The organism is Geodermatophilus sp. SYSU D00703, from assembly GCF_054050155.1.
In genome coordinates, this window is record NZ_JBJGYU010000032.1 from 1 (window position 1) to 14243 (window position 14243).

General features: G+C 72.8%; 13 protein-coding genes, 1 tRNA gene, 1 pseudogene and 1 riboswitch. Of the genes and pseudogenes, 4 read left to right on the forward strand and 11 right to left on the reverse strand.

Translation table 11 applies throughout. The features are described from left to right. Positions 1-201: 201 nt before the first annotated feature. Together ACI782_RS21430 and ACI782_RS21435 are read right to left on the reverse strand one after the other, a co-directional pair. Positions 202-702, reverse strand: coding sequence for a DUF3145 domain-containing protein (locus ACI782_RS21430; RefSeq protein WP_456912120.1), 501 nt, complete (start codon positions 700-702; stop codon positions 202-204). Between the two features lie 371 nt (positions 703-1073). Next, positions 1074-1328: a hypothetical protein gene (locus ACI782_RS21435; protein ID WP_456912121.1), complete on the reverse strand. Its 255-nt coding sequence runs from the start codon at positions 1326-1328 to the stop codon at positions 1074-1076. Positions 1329-1411: 83 nt separating this feature from the next. Between ACI782_RS21435 and ACI782_RS21440 the strand changes: the two genes are divergently transcribed. Next, positions 1412-2305, forward strand: a complete 894-nt coding sequence (locus ACI782_RS21440) for a maleylpyruvate isomerase family mycothiol-dependent enzyme (protein WP_456912122.1) — start codon at positions 1412-1414, stop codon at positions 2303-2305. 81 nt (positions 2306-2386) lie between these two features. Here the strand turns inward: ACI782_RS21440 and ACI782_RS21445 are convergent, their stop codons facing one another. Continuing rightward, positions 2387-3595 (reverse strand): peptidoglycan DD-metalloendopeptidase family protein, encoded by a 1209-nt coding sequence (locus ACI782_RS21445; protein WP_456912123.1) that lies wholly within the window; start codon positions 3593-3595, stop codon positions 2387-2389. 11 nt (positions 3596-3606) lie between these two features. Further along, a riboswitch (cyclic di-AMP (ydaO/yuaA leader) is annotated at positions 3607-3772 on the reverse strand. Positions 3773-4241: 469 nt separating this feature from the next. Here ACI782_RS21445 and ACI782_RS21450 point away from each other — a divergent pair. Next, positions 4242-4315 (forward strand) — tRNA-Ile (locus tag ACI782_RS21450). A 16-nt stretch (positions 4316-4331) separates the two neighbouring features. On the opposite strand, the gene ACI782_RS21455 is transcribed toward ACI782_RS21450, so the two are convergent. The 3 genes from ACI782_RS21455 to ACI782_RS21465 all read right to left on the reverse strand — a co-directional run bounded on the left by ACI782_RS21455 (position 4332) and on the right by ACI782_RS21465 (position 7185). Next, positions 4332-4754 carry a tyrosine-type recombinase/integrase gene (locus tag ACI782_RS21455; protein WP_456912124.1) on the reverse strand — a complete coding sequence of 141 codons (423 nt, stop codon included), beginning with the start codon at positions 4752-4754 and terminating at the stop codon, positions 4332-4334. Between the two features lie 602 nt (positions 4755-5356). Beyond that, positions 5357-5590 carry a hypothetical protein gene (locus tag ACI782_RS21460; RefSeq protein ID WP_456912125.1) on the reverse strand — a complete coding sequence of 78 codons (234 nt, stop codon included), beginning with the start codon at positions 5588-5590 and terminating at the stop codon, positions 5357-5359. Positions 5591-6015: 425 nt separating this feature from the next. Continuing rightward, complete coding sequence (locus tag ACI782_RS21465; RefSeq protein WP_456912126.1) at positions 6016-7185, reverse strand: heparan-alpha-glucosaminide N-acetyltransferase domain-containing protein; 1170 nt, start codon at positions 7183-7185, stop codon at positions 6016-6018. Positions 7186-7576: 391 nt separating this feature from the next. On the opposite strand from ACI782_RS21465, the gene ACI782_RS21470 reads away from it, so the two are divergent. Further along, the gene (locus ACI782_RS21470) at positions 7577-8932 is read left to right on the forward strand and encodes an ATP-binding protein (RefSeq protein WP_456912127.1); all 1356 of its coding nucleotides are present in this window, start codon (positions 7577-7579) and stop codon (positions 8930-8932) included. Here the strand turns inward: ACI782_RS21470 and ACI782_RS21475 are convergent. Continuing rightward, entirely contained in the window at positions 8929-9651 is a 723-nt protein-coding gene (locus ACI782_RS21475; protein WP_456912128.1) for a response regulator transcription factor, read from the reverse strand. The two genes, ACI782_RS21470 and ACI782_RS21475, sit on opposite strands and share 4 nt — an antisense overlap. Positions 9652-9893: 242 nt before the next feature. Between ACI782_RS21475 and ACI782_RS21480 the strand changes: the two genes are divergently transcribed. Beyond that, on the forward strand, positions 9894-10199 hold the full coding sequence (locus ACI782_RS21480) for an SbtR family transcriptional regulator (protein WP_456912129.1): 306 nt from the start codon (positions 9894-9896) through the stop codon (positions 10197-10199). A 332-nt stretch (positions 10200-10531) separates the two neighbouring features. Here ACI782_RS21480 and ACI782_RS21485 read toward each other — a convergent pair. From ACI782_RS21485 to ACI782_RS21500, 4 genes and pseudogenes are all read right to left on the reverse strand, one after another. Continuing rightward, positions 10532-10657: pseudogene (locus ACI782_RS21485) on the reverse strand (DUF305 domain-containing protein); the annotation flags it as partial. Further along, complete coding sequence (locus ACI782_RS21490; RefSeq protein ID WP_456912130.1) at positions 10615-11097, reverse strand: DUF305 domain-containing protein; 483 nt, start codon at positions 11095-11097, stop codon at positions 10615-10617. The pseudogene ACI782_RS21485 and the gene ACI782_RS21490, both read right to left, overlap by 43 nt. 295 nt (positions 11098-11392) lie before the next feature. After that, on the reverse strand, positions 11393-11659 hold the full coding sequence (locus ACI782_RS21495) for a hypothetical protein (protein ID WP_456912131.1): 267 nt from the start codon (positions 11657-11659) through the stop codon (positions 11393-11395). A gap of 74 nt (positions 11660-11733) precedes the next feature. Continuing rightward, a complete protein-coding gene (locus tag ACI782_RS21500) occupies positions 11734-14178 on the reverse strand; it encodes a heavy metal translocating P-type ATPase (protein ID WP_456912132.1) in 2445 nt (814 codons plus the stop codon). Between the last annotated feature and the right edge of the window lie 65 nt (positions 14179-14243).

Below are 14243 nucleotides of genomic sequence, written 5' to 3' on the forward strand. Positions count from 1 at the left end.
GGGGGGGGGCAACTAAAAAAGCCGGAGGTCCCGCGGGCCACGCCCCCGGCCCCCCCCCCCCCCCCGGGGGCCCCCCCCCCGTCCGCGGAGCCTGTGGTCGTCCGGACGCCGCTTCCCCGACGACGTCCGGACGACCGGTCCCGAGCCTACGACCAGAGGGCGGGAGCCCTCAGCCCGTCGTAGTCGGATCGTGATCTGCGCCTAGACCACCTGGTGGAGCCAGGTGATGGGGCTGCCGTCGCCGGCGTGCCGGTAGACCTCGAGGTCGGCGTCCCAGGCCGCGCCGAGGAGCTCGTCCACTCCGTGCCGGAACGCCTCGATGGACGTCGCCGTCGCGGCCAGGTGGCGCAACTGCTGCTCGGTGACGATGAGGTCACCGTTGGCGCTCGTGGGCGCACGGAAGACGCCGTGTCCCGGCACGTACGACATGCGCTCGCCGTCGTTGCCGTGGCTGGCTTCCTCGGTCACCTCGAAGCGCAGCATGGGCCACGCGCGCAGCGCAGCCACCAGCTTCGCCCCCGTGCCGGGAGCGCCGGTCCAGGCGACCTCGGCACGGTAGGAACCGTGTGCCGCGGGCTGGTCGGCCCACGACAGGGAGACCGGCGCGCCGACGACGCGTTCTAGCGCCCACTCGACGTGCTGGCAGAGCGCCTTCGGGCACGCGTGCACGAAGACGACACCCTGGGTAGACCGTCGCTGCACGGGGCACCTCCATCGACTCGATCGGTCTCGTCTTCCCCAACGGACGATCGATTCGGTGACAGGCTGTGTTCGGCGGTCGTGGACCCCAGGGATCCCAGGAACAGTTTGCACGATGGTCACCCGATCGCGCCAGTGCGGGAGGGACCATTGGGTCACATGTGACGGATGGTCACTGCGCGGACCTCTATCTGCTGGTCAGCGGGCCATACCACGACCGCGGGACCGGCGTCCAGCACCGTGCCGCCACCCACACGCCATCCACAGGATCTCCCCCGTGAGCCCACAAGGCGATCCCCAGCCGGGCTCCGCTCCGAGGTCAGCGCTCACGCAGGGTAGTCGACGAGGCCGTGCGACGCCGGAGCGACGCGGCGTCAGGCACCCAGCGTGGCCTGGAGGTCCTCCCGCGGGACCACCCGCGTCGCCCGGAACGGAACGCCCTCGACGCCCGGCTCGGTCCAGTCGACGTCGACCACCTGGCCGGCCCGCAGGGTTCCCCCGGGCGGGCCGTCGACGACCGCGGCGTCCACCCAGCAGCCGCCCGGCAGGTCCGGCGCCTCGACCAGGCCGGCCCGGCGGGCGTCGTCCCAGCGGATGACGGTCCCGTGCGACGTGCCGCTGCGTGTCATGCGTCCAGGCTGCGCGCAGGGCAGTCGGCGTTCAAGGCCGCCGGCCACGCTGCGGTCCGGCCGAGCCGGGGTAGGGCCGTCACATGGCGCGACAGCAGGGGATGTCCGATGCCGGGCGGGACGTGGTGGCCGGGATGGTGCTCGGCGCGTGGGACGCCTTCCTCGAGCAGGCCGCGGCGGTCGACCTCGACCGGCCGACCCGGCTGCCCGGGTGGCGGGTGCACGAGGTCTGCGTGCACCTCGGCTGCTGGGACGACCACGCCGCCCTCGCCGACCTGGTCGCCTCGGCCCGGGCCGGCGGAGCCGGGACGCCGCCGGACGTCGACGCGACCAACGCCCGTGTGACCGCCGCTCACCGCGACGCCTCCCGCGCGGAGGTGCTCGCGGCGCTGCGCCGCAACCGGGAGGCCACCGCCCGGTACCTGTCCGACGAACCGGTCGAGCTCGACACCGCCCCGGCGGTCGCCGTGGTCGGCCGGCTGCCCCTGCTCAGCGTCGTCCTGGGCCAGGCCTACGAGCTGGCCGTGCACGGGCTGGACCTGGCCGACGCGGGGGCGCCGCCGGTCCCGGGCCCGGTGCTGCAGGCGGGGCTGGCCGCGCTCGCCGACGTCACCGGGGCACTGGCGGCGGCCGAGGGGATCACCGGGGGCGCCGGCCTGGCCACGCCGGACGGCGGCTGGCGGTTCGCGGCCGACGAGCAGGGGTGGACCGTCCGGCGGTTGCCCCCCGGCCGCCCGACGGGGACCGCCGTGGAGGCACCGGCCGACCTGCTGCTCGAGGCGGCGTCCGGTCGGGTGAACCCGGTGGTCGCGCTGGCCCGCCGGCGGCTGAAGGTGCACGAGATCGGCGGCCTGCTGGCGCTGGCGCCGATCGTGCAGTCGGCACCCGGCATCCCCGGCGGCCCGATCCTGCAACTGGCGGCCCAGACCCTCGGCGGCGTGGGCGGCCTGCTCGGCCGGTTGCGCGGACGCCGTTAGCCACGGCCGCGCGGCCGACGCTGTCACGGGTGCGGCCGCCGAGGGGGTCCCCCGGCGGCCGCACCCGTGACAGCTCCGGAGTCAGCAGCCGCCGACCGAGATCCCGTGCCCGGTGAGCCACGGCACCGGGTTCACCCGGTTCGCGTACAGCCCGCCCTGGTGCACCTCGAAGTGCAGGTGCGGGCCGGTCGACTGGCCCTTGTTGCCGACCTCCGCGATCTGCTGGCCGGCGGTCACCACCTGGCCGGCGCCGACGAAGAACCGGTTCACGTGGCCGTAGAGGGTGATCTGACCGTCGGCGTGCTGCACGTACACGGCCTGCCCGAAGCCGCTGGCCGGCCCGGCCTGCAGCACCACGCCGTCCTCGGGCACGTAGATCGGCGTGCCGATCGGCGCGGCGATGTCGACGCCCTGGTGCATGGTCCCCCAGCGCGCGCCGTAGCAGGAGGTGACCCGGCCGGCGGCCGGCATGGCCGTGGCGCTCTGCGCGCTGGCCAGCGCCTGGCTCTGCGCCTGCCGCTGGTTCCACGCCGCGCCGGGGTCGGCCGCGCCCTGGGAGGCCAGCAGCCGCTCCCCCGCCTGCCGGAGCTGCTCCTCCAGGGAGGCCTTCTCCGCGGTGCGGGCGTCGTACTCCGCCTGGGCCTCGGCGAGGTGGGCGTTGGCGGCCGCCTCGGCCTCGGCGGCGGCCCGCGCCGCCTCGTCGAGCCGGGTGACGGCGTCCCGCGCCGCGCGGTCGGCGTCGGCGACCCGCTGCTCGACGGTGAGGAACTCCCGGAGCTGGGCGGCGCGGTGGTCGCCGATGACCTCCATCGTGGCGGCCTGCTGCAGCAGCTCGGTCGGGCTCTGCGCGTCGAGCAGCAGCTCGACGTCGCCGAAGCCGGTGTCGCCGCCCATGTAGGCCTGACGCCCCAGGTCGGAGATCGCCTGCTCGGCGCCGACGACGTCGGCCTGGGCGTCGGCGAGCTCAGCGGCGGTGCGCTCGGCCTCGGCCTGCGCGTCGGTCAGCTGAGTGCGGGCGACCAGTGCGGCGTCGGCGGCCGCCTCGGCCTCCACGGTCATCCGCTGGAGCTGCTCCTCGGCTCCCTCGAGCTGCTCCTCGATGCGGGCCACCTGCGCGGTCAGCTCCTCCTGCTCGGAGGAGGCGGGCGCGGCGGGCGCGGCGAGCGCGACGGGCGTGCCGGCCAGAAGGCCGGCCACCGCCGCGGCGACGACGAAGGCCCGGCGCGGCGCGCGCAGGCGTCGCGCGGCGGGGTGGCCGGGCAGGTTGGTGCGGTGGTGCAGGGTCGCCAAGGCGACGGTTCTCCCATCCTCGCGACCGCCTACCGAGTTAGCTGACGGGTTCGGGCCGGACGGCGCCCTACCTCCCTGCGCCCCCGAGAACGCAGGCAGGACTCACCCCAGGAGTTCGGTGGGTCCCCGGTCCGCCGCGACCCCAGGAGGTCGTCGGCGGTTCGGCGGGGCCTGGCCGAGGCCCTCGGTTCCCGAGGAGCTGAGCCCGGCGAGGCCGTCGGGAAAACTACTAGGCGCGACACCCGAGGTCACGATCGGGTAACTCGCCGGTGCGCCTCATTGCCCGATCGGGTGAATCCCGGGTACGGCCCGTGCCTGGACGACTCCGAGCCGGTGCCGCCGGAGACCACCGGTGGGTGCGGGCCTGGACTCCCTGGCCCACCTGCACCGACGCCGGCCGACGAGCGAGGCGCCGGCGACTGGGCGCCGCTCCACCTCCGTGCGCGAGGACGCGGCGGACGGGGGCGGACGGCGGCGGTGAGATCCTGCACACGCTCCCCCGACACGCCGGCGACACGCCGGGGCCGACAGCGCGGCCTGTTGCCACTGCGCCTTCCGGGGACCACCGGTCGGGGCGTCCTGCACTCAGCCGTCCCGTCGCCCTGTGCCACCCCGCCGGGACCACGTCTGGCAGGCTGGAGGCACCGGGGCGGTAGCTCAGCCGGTCAGAGCATGGGACTCATAATCCCTGGGTCGTGGGTTCGAGCCCCACCCGCCCCACCGGTGCAATTCCAGGTCATAGCCTTGACGGTTCGGTGTCAAGATCGCTGATCTTGAGCCGCGCCCACGTGACGCCCACAGGATGCTCCGAGATGTGGGTGGCGTCCATGCGTTCTGCGAGGGCGCCGAGGTCGTCGTCGAAGAGGCCGGAGTAGACGTCGAGGGTCATCGCGGCGGAGGCGTGGCCGAGCATGCGCTGCACCGCCTCGACGTTCGCGCCGCTCGCCACGAGGAGGCTCGCCGCGGTGTGGCGGAGGTCGTGGGGACTGAGATCCTCCAGTCCCGCTGCAGTAGCGGCCGGGTCGAACCACGTCGCCGTACTCCCGCGCCGCGTCAGCCAGCTGCTCCACCTGAACCCGAGTGAGCAACCGGGGCTCAGCACGGATCGCTCGGGGCAACGGGACCCCGGTGGCCGGGTTCCGCGGGATGCGCCCGTCACGGACGGCGAGCGTCAGGACGAGTGCGAGCACCCGGTGCGCCTGCCGGACGGTGGCCGGCGCCAGCCCCCCGGGGGTCATGTCGGCCACCCACGCGGCGACGTCAGCGTGGCTGACGTCCGCCAGCCGATGGCCGCCCCAGCGCGGCAGGATCTGCGAGCGGAGCAGTGACCGGTAGCGGTAGGACGTGCTCGGCTTCAGGCCCGTCTGTGCGGCGAGCTACTGCTCGGCCCACGCTTCGACCGTGATCGATACCGGGCCCGACATCGCTTCGTCCCGTCGCTGAGAACGATCGTGGAGATGGACCCCGCCATGCGCGGACGATGCCCACGTCAAGTCCCTGCGTCAGGGCTTGCTGTGGACGCCCATGGCCAGACAGAGGACGGCGAGCGCAGGGACTGTCAGTGGAACGCGTCTTCATGGCATCAGCCGGCTGCGCGACAGGCTTCAGTCCCGAACCTGTTCGCCTCGACGTCTCCCAAAGCTCACCGCCGAGGCCGACCGCACGCCCGCCTGCCTCCTCCGGATCAAGCTCGAAGCGCGCGACCGTCTGACCCGCGAAGCGAGATGTGGGGAGGCTCGACGCGTGTCTCAGAAGGCGGCCTCAGAGACAGGGGGGACCGCTAGACATGCTTGAACCCGCGCTGTCACCGACGTCATTGACGTCTTCTGGATCGATCGGTGATCCGTTCTCCACGTCGTCCACGACGCGGATCGCCACATCGTTGGCGACTCGCACCAAATGGCCGCGCTCCTGCCCCATGAGGTGTGTCAGAACGGCGAGTGCCAGCGGTACGCCGAATAGGAAGATCGCGATGGCGCAGGCCAGCACGGCCACGCCGAGGATGCGAATGCGCACAAGCACCGCCTCCGATCGGACACCGCCCGGAGGCGCGGTCCCGGCCGCCACGAGGATGCAGGGGCCCAGGCAGGCCTGTCACGGCATCCCGCAGTGGCGAGCCGATGGGGTTCCGGTCCGCGGGCGAGGCGCCGCCACCGGTCACTCGCCGCTCGGCCGGGCTCCCGCCGGACTTCGGCCAGCCGTGGTCGGGCTCAGCCGTCAGCGGCTCAGCCTCTTCAGCACCCACATCACCAGTCCGATGAGCACGATCACGACAGCGAGGACAACCACGAGAACGACCCAGTTCGTTGTCATCGGTGGTCTCCAGCCTTTTCGGAGGATGTGGGCTCGGCGGCATCCGCGGGTCGCTCAGGGGTGAGTCTCGATGGCCGGCGGCGACTCGCATCGGGCGAGGGCCGCGCTCAGGCGGAGTGGGCACCACGGGCGGCCCCCGTCTGCTCGACCGGTGCCGGGCGGCCCGCCGCACCCGTGGAGCTCCACGTCAGGAGGCGCTCCAGCGGCCCCCTGCCCAGGAAGATGCGCCAGAGCGTGGCGGCGGCGGTGGTCACCACGACGAAGGCCAGCCAGGCGTGGTTGGTGGTGTAGTCCAGAGTGCCAGTGATCGCGACGGCGACGATCCCGCCGGTGTAGGCGGTCAGCGCCATCGACCCCACCGCTGCCAGCGGGAACACAACCCTCGGCAGCCGGTCGGCGACGGCGAGGCACACCGCGATGACGGTGAGGGCCACACCGACGGAGCCGACGATCTCGAAGGTCGTGCCGGTGTGCGGGAAGGCGCCGGTCAGCAGGACGGGATCGGACGTCTCCGGGCGCGCGGTGTCCTCGAGCACCCAGGTCTGCGGCGTTGCGGCCGCCCACCACTGCGTCGACAGCCAGCCGCCGCCGTACCCGACGACGGCCAGGCCCGCCCCGGCAGCCACCAGGCGCAGCCGCACTCGTGCGGTGGTGAGGTCGCAGCGCCCCACAGCGAGGCCCACGAGGATGAAGGTCCACCAGATCAGCGCCGGATAGACGCCGGTCACCGTCAGCCAGACAAACGGCGCGTCGTAGGCATCGGTGGCCACGACGACATGCGTGAGGACCAGGTCAGCCGGCGGTGTGAGCACCGCCAGCACCGCGGCCGCCACCAGCAGACGGCGGGGCGACCACCGGAGGAACGGCAGGGCGAGAACGAACAGGACCGCGTACACGCCGAGGATGACGTCGACGTCGGTGCCCAGTGCCTCTAGCACGCCGCCGATGGCGAACACCCAGGCCGCTCGCACCAGGATCCGCACCCGGGCGCCAACCAGTTCTTCACCAGTAGCCGGTGTCGTGCGCCCGGACAGCAGCGCCACCGAGATCCCGGCAAGTACGGCGAACAGGATGGACGACCGCCCGTTCACCACGCCTGTCCAGGTCGATGGCGATGCCCCGACGTCCGGCGCGACGATGCCCACGTGCGCGCCGAGCATTCCGAACACCGCCAGCGCGCGGGCGACGTCGAGGCCGACGATCCGGCCGAACCTGTCGGTGGAACCTTCGGGGACAGGCCGCGGTCTGGTAGCGCAGCCAGGGCTGGCGGCGGTCATGGTGCGGGAAGCTAGGCACCTGCGGCACAGGTCTACACCGGCTGCACCGGCGTTTACCAACTTCTTGAGACTTTCTCGTCGGCCCCTGCGACGCTGCCCGGGCCCTACTGCAACCCCGCTCGCCGGCCGGTGCCTCACACGCCCGGACCCCACACGCAGAGGCAGATGCCAGCACCGCCAGGCCCTGCATCCTGGCGGTGCCCGGACGAGTCCGGCGCCCAGCGCGGGCTGCTTGGGCGCCAGGTCAGGCAGTCGCCATATGCCAGGTTTCTCCACGTCACGGTTCGCCACCCTCGGTGCCGATCCTGAGCACTGGTGACGCCCCTGCTGCGGCGGGCATCCTGGGGCCTACCGAGCGCGGCGATGACGCCGCAGCGGAACGGAGATGCCCGTGCGCACTCGGATCATCGGCTTGGCCGTCTGGGCGTCGGTCTTGGCAATCCTGCTGTTCGCGGTGCCACTCGGGATCGGGGTTCTCCAGTACGCGCTGCAGATGCAGCGCAGCGACCTGGAGCGGACCGCGGACGGGGTGGCTCTCGCAGTGGCCCGCGACGTCTGGAAGCACGAGGACATCGAGGCCGGCGAAGACATCGACGCCATCGGTCAGCGCGATGACCTCGCAGTTGCCGTCTACGACGAGGACGGTGACCTGCTGGCCGGCACGCGGCTGCTCGACGGGCGTGCGCAGCTGGCCGATGCACTGGACGGCACGGTCAGCAGCGGCACTGACGGTGGGGACCTCGTCGTCGCCGTCCCGGTCACACACGCGGACGAGATCACCGGCGCCGTGGTGGCCACCTCACCACGCACCGCCGTCCTGCCCAGAGTCGCGCTGGTGTGGGGTGGGATGGGGGCGCTCGCGGCTCTTGCGGTGTCCTTCGCGTGGCTGGTGGGACGGCGGCACGCCCGGCGACTGGCCCTTCCGCTGGAAGACCTGGCCGGCGCTGCGCGCCGGCTCGGCGACGGGGACTTCAGCGTCCGCACACGCACCGGCGGCGTCCCGGAGATCGATGAGGTAGGCGCGGCGTTGAACTCCACCGCCGGGCGCCTCGACGACCTCGTCGCCCGGGAGCGGGCCTTCTCCGCCGACGCCTCTCATCAGCTGCGCACCCCCCTCGCGGGCCTGCGATTGCGGCTGGAGGCAGCGCTGGAGCGGCCGGACCGGGATCCTCTGCCCGCCGTCGCCGCCAGCCTGGCTGAAGCCGGGAGGCTCGAGGCCACCATCGAGGAACTGCTGGCCCTCGCGAGGGAACAGCAAGCCGACCGAGCCGGTCCGCTCGACGTGGTCGCGCTTCTGAGCGAGATCTCCCCGGCCTGGCATGAACGTCTGGCGCTGCAGGGACGCGAGCTGGACCTGGCGATCGACCCGGATGTCCCGGACCCGTACGCGCACGCCTCGGCGGCCGCGGTCCGCCAGGTGCTGGCCGTGCTCCTGGACAACGCCACGACGCACGGCGACGGCACGGTGTCGATGACGGTCCGCGAGACGCCCGGAGCCGTAGCCATCGACGTGGCCGACGAGGGCCACGGTGTGCAGGACCCGGCGTCTCTGTTCACACGCCGCGCTGATCGGCGGAACGGCCACGGCATAGGGCTTGCGCTGGCCCGGCGCCTCGCCGAGGCCGAACAAGGGCATCTGGAACTGACCCGGCCAGCGCCGCCGGTGTTCACGCTGCTGATCCCGTGCGCCGACGCCGACCTGGCGGCCCGCAGCCGGGGCCTCCTGTCGACCGACGGGCAGTGTTAGCGCGCCCCACCGCTCTCATCGCACGCGGCGAGCTCCAGGCGGAATCCGTGCGCGCGCACCGTCACGATCCGGGGGATGCGGTCGCCGGCGGCGGCGACCTCGCGGATCTTGCGCCGCAGCGCCGCGACGTGGACGTCCAGGGTCTTGGTCGAGCCGACCCAGTAGGGATCCCACACTTCGGCCATCAGCTGCTTCCGGCTGTGCGCGACCTCCGGGTGCGCGGCCAGCCGCGCCAGCAGATCGAACTCCTTCGGCCGCAGCGCGAGCTCACGACCAGCGACCGTGACCTGGTGCCGGGCCATGTCCACGACCAGGTCTCCTATCGTGAGGACCCTCGATGCGCTCGATTCGGCCTGGATGCGGCGCAGGTGCGCGCGGATGCGCGCGTGGAACTCGGCCAGAGAGACCGACTTGACCAGGTAGTCATCGGCGCCGGCATTCAGCCCCACCACGACGTCCCTCTCCGCAGAGCGAGCCGTCAGCATGACCAACACACAACCGGGTTGGGTACGCCGCAGCTGCCGACACACCTCCAGACCATCGATGTCCGGCAGCCCCAAGTCCAGTAAGACCAGGTCAATGGCACCGGTTGCGGCGCGTTTCAGCGCACCGGCGCCGGTCTGCTCCCACACGACGTCGTAGGCATGGTCACGCAGACTCGAGGTCAGGGCCTCCCCGATCGTCCAGTCGTCCTCGACGAGAAGGATTCGACTCGACATGGCCTCATCGTTGCAGGGACGACAACCGCTGGGGTGCCGGTCAAGGGGGGGAGACGGTCACGCCGCCCGGCGCCCGACCGGGGTCAGGCCCCGCGGTTCGTACACCGCCAGCCCCGTCGCTCCGAGTAGTACGACAAGTGCCGCCGCCGCGTCGACCGCCAACTGGATTCGCATCCCGTCGAGGTCTGCCCCCAAGCTGGCACCGCTGGCAGCAACGGACCCGAGGTGACAGATCGGGCTGGGTGTGCAACACCAGTGGCGCGATCGCCACGACGGTCAGCACCAGCTTCACCACCGGGGGGCTCGGAGTAGTCGTCCGGCTGCACCAGGGAGAGCACATCGACCGAGCGCGACGGCGGCTGCTCGGCTTCATCGCCGACCTGGTCGCCGACGGCGCGCGTGCCGGCGAGGTACGGGGAGACGTCCCGGCCGACGAACTCGCCGGGTACGTGCTGGGTGCGATGTCAGCGGCCGGCCAGATGCACTCGGAAGCGGCCGTACGTCGACTCGTCACGGTGATCGTGGCCGGGCTACGGCCGCCGCGCTGACCGCATGAGGCGGCTGAGCTTCGCTCCCCTGCTCGCCGACCAGCGCCTACACGAGGACCGGCTCGCCGACGACGGTGCGGCGGCGGGCGTCGGATCGGCGGCGGAGCAGCCGGCAATGAGCACAGCCAGGGCGGTCGCGGCGAACTCGGGTGGACCGGGGCGCGGTGCGCGCATAGGAGATCTCCGGTCTGGTGCGCAAGGGCAGGGGGATCGCGCACGCCGCGGCGGGGCGGGTCACGTGTCCGCCCCGCGGGCCAGCCGCCGAGCTCGGTGAGCAGCTGCTGCATCTCTGTGATCCCCGCGTTCTGCGTGTCCCGGATGGACTCGGCCAGCGCGATCGGGTCGGCGTTCCGCCCCTCGGCGGCTTCGGTGGTCGCCATTTCCACCGCACCACGGTGGTGCTCGATCATCATGGTCAGGAACGTCCGGTCGAACTCGGCGCCGGACGCGGCGGCCATGTCCCCCTGTCCATCCCGCCCATGTCACCGTCGTCCATGCCGCCGTCGTCCATGCCGCCCATGCCGTCATCGGAGGGGCTGCTGGAGGCGGCGGCGCCCCAGTCGGCGAGCCAGCCGGACATCGTCTCGACCTCCGGCGCCTGCGGGGTCTCGATGCGCGCGGCGAGGTCCTTCACGCGTGGGTCGGCGGCCCGATCCTCGGCCACCTGCGCCATCGTGATCGCGGACTGGTGGTGCGGGATCATGCCGTTGACGAACTGGACGTCTTGATCGTCGTGGTCGGCCTCGGCACTGGCCGAGGAGCTGGCCGAGCCGCTGCTGCTCAGCATCGAGCCGTGTCCGGCGGGGTCGGAGGAGTCGTCGGCACAGCCGGCGAGCAGCAGAGTGCTGGCGACGAGGGCGCCGGCGAGGCCGGTGAGGCGTGCGGTGGTCTGCGTCATGGTGGTGCGTCTCTCCTGGTGAAGTCGGTACGAAGGCGTGCACGAGCGACCGCCGCCGGGCCAGCCGGAGCCGGGGCGAGGCGGTCGGACGGGTGGGCCTACGTCCGCAGCAGGCAGAGAGCGTGGAGGTCAGGTGGTCGCGACAACGGCAGAGATCCAGCGGCGCGGCTGACGATGCGCGCTGGAGCGGCCAGCGCCCGCGGCACCAGCCGAGAACCGAGTTGAGCGAGCAGGACCGCGAGACCGGCAGCGAGCACAGCCAGGCAGACCGCCCACAGGTGTCCAGGTCCGGGTATCACGTGCCGCCGTGCTCGCTGCTCAGCACGGCACCGGCCAACACCTGGTCGGCGGCGTGCGGGAGAGCAGCGGCCAGTGGGCCGGCGTGGGCGACCGTGGCGTCGGCCTGGTCAGCCGTCGTGGCGGTCACGGCCGTCACGGCGAGGGAGACCACAGGTTCAGCGCCGAGGTGGGCGGCCCCCTCGTGAGCCGAGCTGCACTGCAACCCGTGCACGAACAGGACCGCGAACAACAGCAGCACCGCCGTCCGGCTTCGCCCGGTCATGCCCACCCGCTCTCTCGAGGCTACGAGGCCTCCGCAGCGTCCGTCGCGGAGGCCTCGTCGCCCCTGTCGCACCGTCAGCGAGACACCGGCTCCGGCTCGGGGGCCGTGGCCGTCTCGGCCGCGGGCGTCTCGGGCGCGGCGGGCAACCGCAGGCGCTTGAGCAGCAGCGCGTTGACCGCGACCAGGAACGACGACCCGGACATCGACAGCGCGGCGATCTCCGGCCGCAGCACGAGGCCGAACGCGGGCTCGAACACGCCGGCGGCGATCGGCAGGGCGATGGCGTTGTAGCCGATGGCCCAGCCGAGGTTCTGCCGCATCTTGCGCAGCGTGCCGCGGCCGATGGTCAGCGCGGTGGGGACGTCGAGCGGGTCGGAGCGCATGAGCACGACGTCGGCGGTCTCGATGGCGACGTCGGTGCCGGCGCCGATGGCGGTGCCGAGGTCGGCCGTCGCGAGTGCGGGGGCGTCGTTGACCCCGTCGCCGACCATCGCGACCCGCTTGCCGGCTCGCTGCAGCTCGGTGATCTTCGCGGCCTTGTCGCCGGGGAAGACGTCGGCGATGACGGTGTCGATGCCGAGCTGGGCGGCGATGCGTCGGGCGGTGGCCTCGTTGTCGCCGCTGAGCATGACGACCTCGACGCCGGCCTCGTGCAGCGCGGCCACCGCGGCCGCCGAGGTCTCCCGGGGGGCGTCGGCCAGGGCGATGATCGCGGCGGCGCGGCCGTCGACAGCGACCAGGACGGCGGTGCGGCCGCTGCCGGCCAGCTCGTCCCTGCGGGCGCCGAGGGTCCCGAGGTCGATCCCCTCGTCGGCCATCAGCTTGGCGTTGCCAACCAGGACCCGACGTCCCGCGACCTCGGCAGACGCTCCGTGGCCGGGGACGTTGCGGAACCCGGTGGCGGTCAGCGCCGGCACGCCGAGGTCGTCGGCGTACCGGGCGACGGCGGCGGCCAGCGGGTGCTCGGACTCCCGCTCCACGGCGGCGGCCAGCGCCAGGACGTCCTCGCGGAGCATCCCGTCGACGACGACGTCGGTGACCTCCGGCTCGCCCTTCGTCAGGGTGCCGGTCTTGTCCATCACGACGGTGTCGATGCGGGCGGAGGTCTCCAGCGCGGTGGCGTTCTTGAACAGGACGCCGCGCCGGGCCCCGAGACCGGTGCCGACCATGATCGCCGTGGGCGTGGCCAGGCCGAGGGCGTCGGGGCAGGTGATGACGACGACGGTGATCGCGAACAGCATGGCCGTGGCGAACGAGGCGCCGGCCAGCAGCCACACCGCGAGGGTGAGTCCGCCGCCGAGGAGGGCGACGAGCACGAGCCAGAACGCGGCCCGGTCGGCCAGTCGCTGGCCGGGCGCCTTTGAGTTCTGCGCCTCCTGCACCATCTGGACGATCTGGGCCAGGGCGGTGTCGGATCCGACCTTCGTGGCCCGCACCCGCAGCGTGCCGGTGGTGTTGACCGAGGCGCCGATGACCTCGTCGCCGGGTGCCTTGTGCACCGGCAGGCTCTCGCCGGTGACCATCGACTCGTCGACCTCGGAGTCGCCGTCCTCGACCGTCCCGTCGACGGGGATCTTGGCGCCGGGGCGGACCAGCAGGAGGTCTGCGACGACGACCTCGGCGGTGGGCACCTCGACCGGCTGCCCGTCGTGCAGCACCACCGCGCGTGGCGGCGCGAGCTCGAGCAGGGTGCGGATGGCGTCGTTGGCGCCGCCGCGGGCGCGCATCTCGAACCAGTGCCCGAGCAGCACGAACGCGGTCAGCACGGTGGCGGCCTCGTAGAAGACCTCGCCGCCCCCGGTGAGGGTGATCACCAGGCTGTAGATCCAGCCGGTGCCGACCGCGACGGCGACCAGCACCATCATGTCCAGCGTCCTGGCCCGCAGCGCCCGCCAGGCGCCGTCGAAGAAGATCCAGGCCGACCAGAAGACCACCGGCAGCGAGAGGATCAGCGAGAAGACGTCGTCGCGCAGGCCGAACGGCGCGGGCGCGGTGAATCCGAGGACCTCCCGGCCGATCGGCGACCACAGCAGGATGGGGATCGACAGCAGCGCCGCCACCAAGAACCGGTTGCGCATGTCGCGGACCATGTCGTCCATCGACATGCCGGCGTGGTGTCCACCGTGGCCCGTCGCCTCCTGCGGGGTCATGCCGGCGTGACCGCCGTGGCTCGCCTCGTGACCGCCGTGCTCGCGGGTCGCTCCCCCGGTGTCCACGTCCGGCTGGTGGCCGTCGTGGTGTCCCGTCGGGCCGGGCGGCGGCTCGGCCGCTGGATCGCACACGTGCCGGGGCACCGACTGCCCAGCGCAGTGGTAGCCGCAGTCGCGGATCCAGGCGGTGAGGTCGGCCACCGAGGTCCGCGTGGGGTCGTAGGTGACCGTCGCGGTCTGGCCGACAGGGTTGGCCTCGGCGCCCAGCACGCCGGGGCGTCGGCCGAGCACGCGTTCCACCGTCGCCTTCTCCGACGCCCAGTGCACACCGGCGACCTCCAGCACGGCGGTCGTCTGCTGCGTTGCCATGACCCTCTCCTCCCTCGAGCCTGTGCGGCCGGGTCGGCCCTTCCTTGTGTGGGATCGCTGTCGGT

Bases quoted from the DNA above. Each gene is read 5' to 3' on its own strand.
- ACI782_RS21435 (WP_456912121.1), bottom strand. From the start codon at position 1,328: ATGACACGCAGCGGCACGTCGCACGGGACCGTCATCCGCTGGGACGAC.
- ACI782_RS21440 (WP_456912122.1), top strand. From the start codon at position 1,412: ATGGCGCGACAGCAGGGGATGTCCGATGCCGGGCGGGACGTGGTGGCC.
- ACI782_RS21465 (WP_456912126.1), bottom strand. From the start codon at position 7,185: ATGACCGCCGCCAGCCCTGGCTGCGCTACCAGACCGCGGCCTGTCCCC.
- ACI782_RS21475 (WP_456912128.1), bottom strand. From the start codon at position 9,651: ATGTCGAGTCGAATCCTTCTCGTCGAGGACGACTGGACGATCGGGGAG.
- ACI782_RS21490 (WP_456912130.1), bottom strand. From the start codon at position 11,097: ATGACGCAGACCACCGCACGCCTCACCGGCCTCGCCGGCGCCCTCGTC.
- ACI782_RS21495 (WP_456912131.1), bottom strand. From the start codon at position 11,659: ATGACCGGGCGAAGCCGGACGGCGGTGCTGCTGTTGTTCGCGGTCCTG.
- ACI782_RS21500 (WP_456912132.1), bottom strand. From the start codon at position 14,178: ATGGCAACGCAGCAGACGACCGCCGTGCTGGAGGTCGCCGGTGTGCAC.